This is a genomic window from Mycobacterium sp. 1245805.9, from assembly GCF_001672915.1.
GTDB lineage: Bacteria > Actinomycetota > Actinomycetes > Mycobacteriales > Mycobacteriaceae > Mycobacterium.
Map to the genome: position 1 here is coordinate 1 of NZ_LZKR01000063.1, position 9,825 is coordinate 9,825.

Sequence of the window (9,825 nt, forward strand, 5' to 3'; positions counted from 1 at the left end):
CGTCGCGCAACGCCAGGTAGTCGACGCTGATCGTGGGCACGGCGTCCAGCACGGCGTTGGCGGCGTCCAGCGCGGCCCGGCGCGCCCGGCCGGCTGCTGATCGCGGCCCGCTTGGGCACCACCCGACTGCTGGACAACATCGCCATCGAAGTAGGAGCAACATCGCCGGCACCCTTGGGGCCGGACGCTTATCGGGACACCCTCGAATCACATTGGAGGAATTGATGTTACGGACCATGCTGAAGTCGAAGATCCACCGCGCCACTGTGACGCAGGCCGACCTGCATTACGTCGGCTCGGTGACCATCGACGCCGACCTGATGGACGCCGCGGACCTGCTCGAGGGCGAGCAGGTGACCATCGTGGACATCGACAACGGCGCCCGCCTGGTCACCTACGCGATCACCGGTGAACGCGGCAGCGGCGTGATCGGAATCAACGGCGCCGCAGCGCATCTGGTGCACCCGGGCGACCTGGTGATCCTCATCGCGTACGGGACGATGGAGGACGCGGAGGCGCGCGCCTACCGGCCGCGGATCGTGTTCGTCGACGCCGACAACAAGCCGATCGACCTCGGCGCCGACCCGGCGTTCGTGCCCGCCGTGGACATACCAGGGGCGGCGGAGCTGCTCGACCCCCGGATAGTCGCGAGTTAGCCGTGCTGCTGGCCATCGACGTCCGCAACACGCACACCGTCGTCGGACTGCTGTCGGGATCCAAGGAGCACGCAAAGGTCGTGCAGCAGTGGCGCATTCGTACCGAATCCGAGGTCACCGCGGACGAACTGGCGCTGACCATCGACGGCCTGATCGGCGACGATTCCGAGCGCCTCACCGGCGCCGCCGCGCTGTCGACCGTCCCCTCGGTGCTGCACGAGGTGCGGGTCATGCTCGACCAGTACTGGCCGTCGGTACCCAGCGTGCTCATCGAGCCGGGGGTGCGCACCGGGATCCCGCTGCTGGTCGACAACCCGAAAGAGGTGGGCGCCGACCGGATCGTCAACTGCCTGGCGGCATTTCACAAGTACCGCAAGGCGGCCGTCGTCGTCGATTTCGGATCCTCGATCTGCGTGGACGTGGTCTCGGCCAAGGGCGAGTTCCTCGGCGGCGCCATCGCCCCGGGTGTGCAGGTTTCCTCCGATGCCGCCGCCGCCCGCTCCGCAGCGCTGCGCCGCGTCGAGCTGACCCGGCCCCGTTCGGTGGTGGGCAAGAACACCGTCGAGTGCATGCAGGCCGGTGCGGTCTTCGGCTTCGCCGGTCTGGTCGACGGTTTGGTGCGGCGCATCCGCGAGGACGTGGACGGCTTCGCCGGGGATGACGTGGCCGTCGTGGCGACCGGCCACACCGCGCCGCTGCTGCTGCCCGAGTTGCACACCGTCAACCACTACGACCAGCACCTGACGTTGCATGGCCTGCAGCTGGTCTTCGAACGCAATCGCGACGCCGAGCGCGGCCGGCTGAAGACGGCGCGCTAGGGCTTTCGTCGTCGTTGCGTGTGAATCCACGGCGTTGAGTGTGAAACGTCGCAGGGATTTCGCCGAATTTTCCGCCCGGGTGCAACGCGCAAAACCCTGAGAGCACACGCAATGCGATCGAAGCCGTCCTTTAAGCTGGCACGTCGTGAATGACGCCGCCCCCGACCTTCCCGAGCAGTTCCGGATCCGCCGGGACAAGCGCGCTCGGCTGCTGGCCGAGGGAGCCGACCCCTACCCCGTCGCGATCGAGCGCACCCACACCCTGGCCGAGGTCCGCGCCGCCCACCCCGACCTGCCCACCGACACCGCCACGGACGACATCGTCGGCGTCGCGGGCCGGGTCATCTTCGCGCGCAATTCCGGAAAACTGTGCTTTGCGACACTCCAGGACGGCGACGGCACCACCCTGCAGGTGATGGTCAGCCTCGACAAGGTTGGCCGGGAGTCGCTCGACGCGTGGAAGGCCGACGTCGACCTCGGCGACATCGTCTACGTGCATGGCAACGTGATCAGCTCACGGCGCGGCGAATTGTCCGTGCTGGCCGACTCGTGGCGGATGGCGGCCAAGTCGCTGCGGCCGCTGCCGGTCGCGCACAAGGAGATGAGCGAGGAGTCGCGGGTACGCCAGCGCTACGTGGACCTGATCGTTCGTCCCCAGGCCCGCACGGTGGCCCGGCAGCGAATCGCCGTGATCCGGGCGATCCGCAATGCGCTGGAGCGGCGCGGGTTTCTCGAAGTCGAAACCCCTATCTTGCAGACGCTGGCCGGTGGCGCCGCGGCCCGGCCGTTCATCACCCATTCCAATGCGCTCGACATCGATCTCTACCTGCGGATCGCGCCGGAACTGTTCCTCAAGCGCTGCATCGTCGGCGGTTTCGACAAGGTCTTCGAGTTAAATCGGGTGTTCCGAAACGAAGGGTCCGATTCTACGCATTCTCCGGAATTTTCCATGCTGGAGACCTACCAGACCTACGGAACCTATGACGATTCAGCGATCGTCACGCGTGAGCTTATTCAAGAGGTGGCCGACGAGGCGATCGGAACCCGACAACTGCCGTTCCCGGACGGCAGCGTGTACGACATAGACGGAGAATGGGCAACTATACAAATGTATCCGTCGCTGTCGGCGGCACTCGGTGAGGAGATCACGCCCGAGACGACGGTCGAGCGGCTGTGGGCCATCGCCGAGCGGCTCGGTGTGGAGGTCCCCACCGACCGCGGCTACGGGCACGGCAAACTCGTCGAGGAGCTGTGGGAGCACACCGTGGGCAATTCCCTGACCGCGCCCACCTTCGTCAAGGATTTCCCTGTGGAGACAACACCTTTGACGCGGCAGCACCGGAGCATTCCCGGCGTGACCGAGAAGTGGGACCTCTACCTTCGCGGGGTCGAACTGGCCACCGGGTATTCCGAATTGAACGATCCCGTCGTGCAGCGGGAGCGGTTCGCCGCGCAGGCGCGCGCCGCGGCCGCCGGCGACGACGAGGCGATGGCGCTCGACGAAGACTTTCTCGCCGCGCTCGAGTATGGGATGCCGCCTTGCACCGGAACCGGAATGGGTATCGATCGGTTGTTGATGTGTTTGACCGGCCTGTCAATTAGAGAGACAGTTTTGTTCCCGATTGTTCGGCCGCACTCCTGAGTTACCCGTTGCGTCTGGATTGAGTATCCTGCGTCGTTATGGCAGATTGGTGACTTGGGGAGTGAATCCAAACTGCTCAGCAACTGCTCAGGACGAAACGCGAGGGTAAGCTAATGGCGAAAAAAGTGACCGTCACCTTGGTCGATGATTTCGACGGTGCGGGCGCGGCCGACGAAACGGTTGAATTCGGGCTTGACGGGGTGACCTACGAGATTGACCTTTCGTCCAAGAATGCTGCGAAACTGCGCAACGATTTGAAGCAATGGGTCGCGGCGGGCCGCCGCGTCGGGGGCCGCCGGCGCGGGCGTTCCGGCTCGGGACGTGGCCGTGGCGCCATCGACCGCGAGCAAAGCGCCGCGATCCGCGAATGGGCCCGCCGCAACGGGCACAACGTGTCGACGCGTGGCCGCATCCCCGCGGACGTCATCGACGCGTTCCACGCGGCGACCTAAGCGAACCGCTTACCGGCGCCCGGGTCCGCAAGGCCCGGGCGCCGGTTGTTTTCAATTTCGCTGGCGGCGCAACGCTTGCCGGCCCGCGCGGGAAACGCTTTGGCGTTTTTCCTCGTTTACCTGGTACGGCTGTGCGCCATCGGAGGTACGCGGCCGGGACGGCCAGCAACCGCAACGTTAGGAACCCCGGCGGGCCGACCATTACAGTGGAGAGCAGGTACGCGGTTCCGGCCCCCAGGGGCCGGCATTGGCCATCAAGAGGTCTGTACCGATGGTTAGGGAGAGCAGGTAAGCACCGATGTTCGAAAGATTTACGGACCGTGCCCGCAGGGTCGTCGTCCTGGCGCAAGAAGAGGCCCGGATGCTCAACCACAACTACATCGGCACCGAGCACATCCTGCTGGGTTTGATTCACGAGGGCGAGGGCGTCGCGGCGAAGTCGCTGGAGTCCCTGGGCATCTCGCTCGAGGGCGTTCGCAGCCAGGTCGAGGAGATCATCGGCCAGGGCCAGCAGGCGCCGTCGGGACACATCCCGTTCACGCCGCGCGCCAAGAAGGTTCTCGAGCTGAGCCTGCGCGAGGCGCTGCAGCTGGGCCACAACTACATCGGCACCGAGCACATTCTGCTCGGCCTGATCCGCGAGGGTGAGGGTGTGGCCGCCCAGGTGCTGGTCAAGCTGGGCGCGGAGCTGACCCGGGTGCGCCAGCAGGTGATCCAGCTGCTGAGCGGTTACCAGGGCAAGGAAGCCGCGGAGGCCGGAACCGGCGGCCGCGGCGGCGAGTCCGGCAGCCCGTCCACGTCGCTGGTGCTCGACCAGTTCGGCCGCAACCTGACGGCCGCCGCGATGGAGGGCAAGCTGGACCCGGTCATCGGCCGCGAGAAGGAAATCGAGCGGGTGATGCAGGTGCTCTCCCGGCGCACCAAGAACAACCCGGTGCTGATCGGCGAGCCCGGCGTCGGCAAGACCGCCGTCGTCGAGGGCCTGGCGCAGGCGATCGTGCACGGCCAGGTCCCGGAGACGCTGAAGGACAAGCAGCTCTACACGCTGGACCTGGGTTCGCTGGTCGCGGGCAGCCGCTACCGCGGTGACTTCGAGGAACGCCTCAAGAAGGTGCTCAAGGAGATCAACACCCGCGGCGACATCATCCTGTTCATCGACGAGCTGCACACGCTGGTGGGTGCCGGCGCCGCCGAGGGCGCGATCGACGCGGCGAGCATCCTCAAGCCCAAGTTGGCCCGCGGCGAACTGCAGACGATCGGCGCCACCACGCTCGACGAGTACCGCAAGTACATCGAGAAGGACGCGGCCCTGGAGCGCCGCTTCCAGCCCGTGCAGGTCGGGGAGCCGACGGTGGAGCACACCATCGAGATCCTCAAGGGCCTGCGCGACCGCTACGAGGCGCACCACCGGGTGTCGATCAGCGACAGCGCGATCGTGGCCGCGGCCACCCTCGCCGACCGCTACATCAACGACCGGTTCCTGCCGGACAAGGCGATCGACCTGATCGACGAGGCGGGCGCGCGGATGCGGATCCGCCGGATGACCGCGCCGCCAGACCTGCGCGAGTTCGACGAGAAGATCGCCGAGGCGCGCCGCGAGAAGGAATCGGCGATCGACGCCCAGGACTTCGAGAAGGCGGCCAGCCTGCGCGACCGCGAGAAGCAACTCGTCGCGCAGCGCGCCGAACGCGAAAAGCAGTGGCGCTCGGGCGATCTCGACGTTGTCGCCGAGGTCGACGACGAGCAGATCGCCGAGGTGCTGGGCAATTGGACCGGCATCCCGGTGTTCAAGCTCACCGAGGCCGAAACCACGCGGCTGCTGCGCATGGAGGACGAACTGCACAAGCGGATCATCGGCCAGGAGGACGCCGTCAAGGCCGTCTCCAAGGCGATCCGCCGCACCCGCGCCGGGCTGAAGGACCCCAAGCGCCCGTCGGGCTCGTTCATCTTCGCCGGCCCGTCCGGTGTCGGTAAGACCGAGCTGTCCAAGGCGCTGGCCAACTTCCTGTTCGGCGACGACGACGCGCTCATCCAGATCGACATGGGCGAGTTCCACGACCGGTTCACCGCGTCGCGGTTGTTCGGTGCCCCGCCGGGATACGTCGGCTACGAGGAGGGCGGCCAGCTCACCGAGAAGGTGCGGCGCAAGCCGTTCTCGGTGGTGCTGTTCGACGAGATCGAGAAGGCCCACCAGGAGATCTACAACAGCCTGTTGCAGGTCCTCGAGGATGGCCGGCTCACCGACGGCCAGGGCCGCACGGTGGACTTCAAGAACACCGTGCTGATCTTCACGTCCAACCTGGGCACGTCCGACATCTCGAAGCCGGTCGGCCTGGGCTTCACGCAGGGTGGCGGTGAGAACAACTACGAGCGGATGAAGCAGAAGGTCAACGACGAGCTGAAGAAGCACTTCCGGCCGGAGTTCCTCAACCGCATCGACGACATCATCGTCTTCCACCAGCTGACCAAGGACGAGATCATCCGGATGGTCGACCTCATGATCGGCCGAGTCGCGGGCCAGCTCAAGAGCAAGGACATGGCCCTCGAGCTCACCGACAAGGCCAAGTCGCTGCTGGCCAAGCGCGGCTTCGACCCGGTGCTGGGCGCGCGTCCGTTGCGGCGCACCATCCAGCGCGAGATCGAGGACCAGCTCTCCGAGAAGATCCTCTTCGAGGAGGTCGGACCCGGACAGATCGTCACCGTCGACGTGGACAACTGGGACGGGGAAGGCGCCGGCGAGGAGGCGGTGTTCACGTTCACCGGCACCCGCAAGCCGCCGGCCGAGCCGGATCTGGCCAAGGCCGGAGCGCACAGCGCACCCGAAACGCAGTAGCGGTAAGCGGAAGCGGGCGGGTTAGTCTCTGACGGGGCTACCCGCCCGTTTTTGCTGCGCGCTAGAAGAGGGGCTCACCGTGCTGATCGTGACAACCAATGACCTTCCGGGCTGGGAGATCCAGCGGGTGTGCGGCGAGGTGTTCGGGCTGACCGTTCGCTCGCGAAATGCGTTCTCCCAGATGGGCGCCGGCTTCAAGGCGATGTTCGGCGGCGAGCTGCAGGGGATGACCAAGAACCTCTCCGACAGCCGCAACGAAGCGATGGGAAGGCTGATCGCCGAGGCCCGCAACCGCGGCGGCAACGCGATCGTGGGGATGCGCTTCGACACCACCGAAATCGGCGACGTGTGGACGGAGATCTGCGCCTACGGCACCGCGGTCCAGGCGGTCCCGGTCACCGAGGGCGCCAAATACACCGCCGGCCAGCTCGGCTACGGCGCCGCGGCACCCCAGCATTGACGCGCGGTCTACACTGACAGCTGTCCTGACGGGACACGGAATCCGGTGAAATTCCAGAACGGTCGCGCCACTGTCGAAAGTCAGACCCGTAGCCCGTCATCCGCAGCGGGGACGCGCAATCCCCGGAAGGAGTACCCGTGGCAAATCTCGAGAAGGCCAGCGCCCGTGCCCGGGCGGTCGACCTGTCGGCGGCGAGCGCCGCGCTCTGGTTGGCGGCGACCGTCTTCCTGGCGCTGTTGGCGCTGTACTTCGTTGGGGTCGATCAGGGCGCGGTGTCGCTGTTCGGCAGCGACTCCCACGTCCACGAGTTCGTCCACGACGCGCGCCATCTGCTCGGCTTCCCCTGCCACTAACCCGGCAGCGTGGAGAAGCGTCTGATCGCACGCGGTCTCCTAGCGGGGGCCGTCGGCGCGGTGCTGGCGTTCCTGTTCGGCCGGGTATGCGCCGAGCCGGTCATCGCCCGCGCGATCGCGTTTGAGGAGGGGCGAAGCGACGTCCTGGATGCTCATGGCGTGCACGAGCACGGCGCCGAGCTGTTTTCCCGCGGGGTGCAGGCCAACGCCGGATTGGGTTTCGGCGTGCTGATTTTCGGCGTCGCGATGGGAGCGCTGTTCTCCGTACTCTTCTGTGTGGTTTGGGTGCGCGCCAGAGCCATTGGGCCGCAGCGGCTTTCGGTGCTCCTGGCGGCGGGCGCGTTCGTCGCGGTGTACCTCGTGCCGTTCCTGAAATACCCGCCGAATCCGCCCGCGGTCGGCCAGGCGGACACGATCGGGGCCCGCACCGGCTGGTACCTGGCTATGGTGCTGGCCTCGGTGGCGCTGGCGATCGCCGCGGTGTGGCTTTACCGACGGCTCGCCGCCCGGCTCGGCGCGTGGAACGGGGCGCTGCTCGCGGCGCTGGCCTACGCGCTCGCGGTCGCCGCGGTGGCGGTGCCGCTACCGACGGTCGACGAGACGCCCCCGCCGATGCGCGATGCCTCGGGTGCGATCGTCTATCCCGGCTTTCCCGCCGACGTGCTCTACGAATTCAGGCTGCTTTCCCTCGGCGCGCAGCTGGTGTTGTGGGCGGCCATCGGCCTGGTATTCGCGACGCTGGCGGGCCGGCTGCTGGAGGAGCGGGTCCCCGCGTGACCGAAGTGGTCCGCCTGACCCTGGTGTCGCACGCGATGACCGACGCCATGGCGGACGGACGCTTCCCCGCCGACGAGCCGCTCAACGGCATCGGTCTTCGGCAGGCCAAAACGGCTGGGCGCCTTGACATCGACCGCGCCACGCGGCAACTCACGGGACCCGAGCGGCGCGCCCGCCAAACCGCGCAGCTGCTCGGCCTGCACGCCACTGTCGAGCCGCGGCTGGCCGACCTCAATTGCGACGGGTGGTGCGGGCAGACGCTGCGGGCCGTCGGACCCGCGGACCTGGAGACGTGGCTCACCGATCCGGCGCGGGCGCCGCACGGCGGTGAGTCGATCGTCGACCTGATGGGGCGGGTGGCCGGCTGGCTCGAGAGCCTGGCCGGCGAAGCGACGCCCGCGGTGGCGGTGACGCATCCCGCGGTGATCCGGGCGGCCATTCTCGACGCTCTCGGCATGCCACCGAAGTCCTTCTGGCGCATCGACATCGCGCCGGCCGGTCGCGTCGTGATGCACTTTCGCGCCGGCCGCTGGACGCTGCGGTTGTGAGTTCCCGCCCCGGGCGGGCGGATCGACAGCGGAAACTTGTCGTACCTGGTTGCGATGATGGGGTTATGTCGTTGACCGCAGCTGCCGGCTCTTGGGTGAATACGCCCAAGCGTATTGACGTGCTGTTTGAGGAGTTGGCGGAGTTAAGCGGTCAGCGCAATGCGATTGATGGGCGCATTGTGGAGATCGTCGCCGAGATCGATCGCGACGGGTTGTGGGGTAATACCGGGGCGCGGTCGATACCGGCGTTGGTGGCGTGGAAGACCGGGTGCTCGCCGGCCAACGCCCACACGATCGCCACCGTGGCGGGCCGGGCGGCGGAGTTTCCCCGCTGCACCCAGGCGTTGCGCGAAGGCCGGCTGTCGCTGGATCGGGTCGGGGTGATCGCCGCACGCGCGGGCGCGGGCTCCGATGCGCATTACGTGGAATTGGCGCAAGTCGCCACGGTCAACCAGTTGCGCACCGCGGTCAAGCTCGAACCCCGACCCGACCCCGACCCGCGACCCGAATGCGCCTCGATCACCAAGACCACCGATGAGCAGTACAGCTGTTGGCGGATCAAACTCCCGCACGACGACGCCGCCAAGTTCGACGCGGCGCTGGCATCGCATCGCGACGCGCTGATCACCCAGTGGAAGCAGGATCGCGGCAACAGTTCAGAGAATTGTCCGCCGCTGCCCAACACTATGGAGGCGTTTATGCGGCTGGTGGAGGCAGGCTGGGACGCCGAGGCCACCCGCCGCCCACACGGCCAGCACACCACCGTGGTTGTCCACCTCGACATCGAACGCCGCGCCGCCGCGCTGCACCTGGGGCCGCTGCTCTCCGAGGCCGAACGCCAATACCTGACCTGTGATGCCACCTGCGAGGTGTGGTTCGAACGCGACGGCCAGCCCATCGGCGCCGGGCGCACGACCCGCACCGTCAACCGCCGGCTACGCCGCGCGCTCGAACACCGCGACCGCACCTGCGTGGTCCCCGGCTGCGACGCGACCCGCGGCCTGCACGCCCACCACATCCGGCACTGGGAAGACGGCGGGCCCACCGAGCCGGCCAACCTGGTGCTGGTCTGCCCCTATCACCACCGGGCCCATCACCGCGGCGACATCACCATCACCGGAACCGCCACCAACCTGACCGTCACCGACGACGACGGCCAACCACTGAACCCCGGATCACTCGCACGCCCACCCACCAAACCCCCCCCTCATCGCTACGCTCTGCCTCGTCGCCGGCGCGCGCTATGAGCGGCGCGGTATGTCCCGGCTGGTTCGCCCCGGTGACAT

The 9,825-nt window shown here is 67.4% G+C and carries 9 protein-coding genes and 2 pseudogenes; all 11 read left to right on the top strand.

From position 1 onward, the window contains the following. Positions 1–87: 87 nt before the first annotated feature. A pseudogene (locus A9X00_RS31795) lies at positions 88–225 on the top strand (pantoate--beta-alanine ligase); the annotation flags it as partial. Next, on the top strand, positions 225–656 hold the full coding sequence (gene panD, locus A9X00_RS09535; protein ID WP_067152308.1) for an aspartate 1-decarboxylase: 432 nt from the start codon (positions 225–227) through the stop codon (positions 654–656). The pseudogene A9X00_RS31795 and the gene panD, both read left to right, overlap by 1 nt. A gap of 2 nt (positions 657–658) precedes the next feature. Continuing rightward, positions 659–1,474, top strand: coding sequence for a type III pantothenate kinase (locus A9X00_RS09540; protein ID WP_067152293.1), 816 nt, complete (start codon positions 659–661; stop codon positions 1,472–1,474). Positions 1,475–1,619: 145 nt separating this feature from the next. Further along, positions 1,620–3,116 carry a lysine--tRNA ligase gene (gene lysS, locus A9X00_RS09545; protein WP_067152295.1) on the top strand — a complete coding sequence of 499 codons (1,497 nt, stop codon included), beginning with the start codon at positions 1,620–1,622 and terminating at the stop codon, positions 3,114–3,116. 113 nt (positions 3,117–3,229) lie between these two features. After that, positions 3,230–3,568, top strand: coding sequence for a histone-like nucleoid-structuring protein Lsr2 (gene lsr2 / locus A9X00_RS09550; protein ID WP_036363110.1), 339 nt, complete (start codon positions 3,230–3,232; stop codon positions 3,566–3,568). A 298-nt stretch (positions 3,569–3,866) separates the two neighbouring features. Beyond that, positions 3,867–6,401, top strand: a complete 2,535-nt coding sequence (clpC1, locus tag A9X00_RS09555) for an ATP-dependent protease ATP-binding subunit ClpC (protein ID WP_067152296.1) — start codon at positions 3,867–3,869, stop codon at positions 6,399–6,401. A 79-nt stretch (positions 6,402–6,480) separates the two neighbouring features. Further along, the gene (locus A9X00_RS09560) at positions 6,481–6,861 is read left to right on the top strand and encodes a YbjQ family protein (protein WP_067152298.1); all 381 of its coding nucleotides are present in this window, start codon (positions 6,481–6,483) and stop codon (positions 6,859–6,861) included. Positions 6,862–6,998: 137 nt separating this feature from the next. Then, a complete protein-coding gene (locus tag A9X00_RS09565) occupies positions 6,999–7,214 on the top strand; it encodes a CbtB-domain containing protein (RefSeq protein WP_067152300.1) in 216 nt (71 codons plus the stop codon). Between the two features lie 9 nt (positions 7,215–7,223). Next, a complete protein-coding gene (locus A9X00_RS09570) occupies positions 7,224–7,991 on the top strand; it encodes a CbtA family protein (RefSeq protein WP_067152302.1) in 768 nt (255 codons plus the stop codon). Continuing rightward, complete coding sequence (locus A9X00_RS09575; protein ID WP_067152304.1) at positions 7,988–8,539, top strand: histidine phosphatase family protein; 552 nt, start codon at positions 7,988–7,990, stop codon at positions 8,537–8,539. The genes A9X00_RS09570 and A9X00_RS09575 overlap by 4 nt, the downstream gene beginning before the upstream one ends. A 65-nt stretch (positions 8,540–8,604) precedes the next feature. Beyond that, a pseudogene (locus A9X00_RS09580) lies at positions 8,605–9,747 on the top strand (HNH endonuclease signature motif containing protein); the annotation flags it as partial. Positions 9,748–9,825 lie beyond the last annotated feature (78 nt).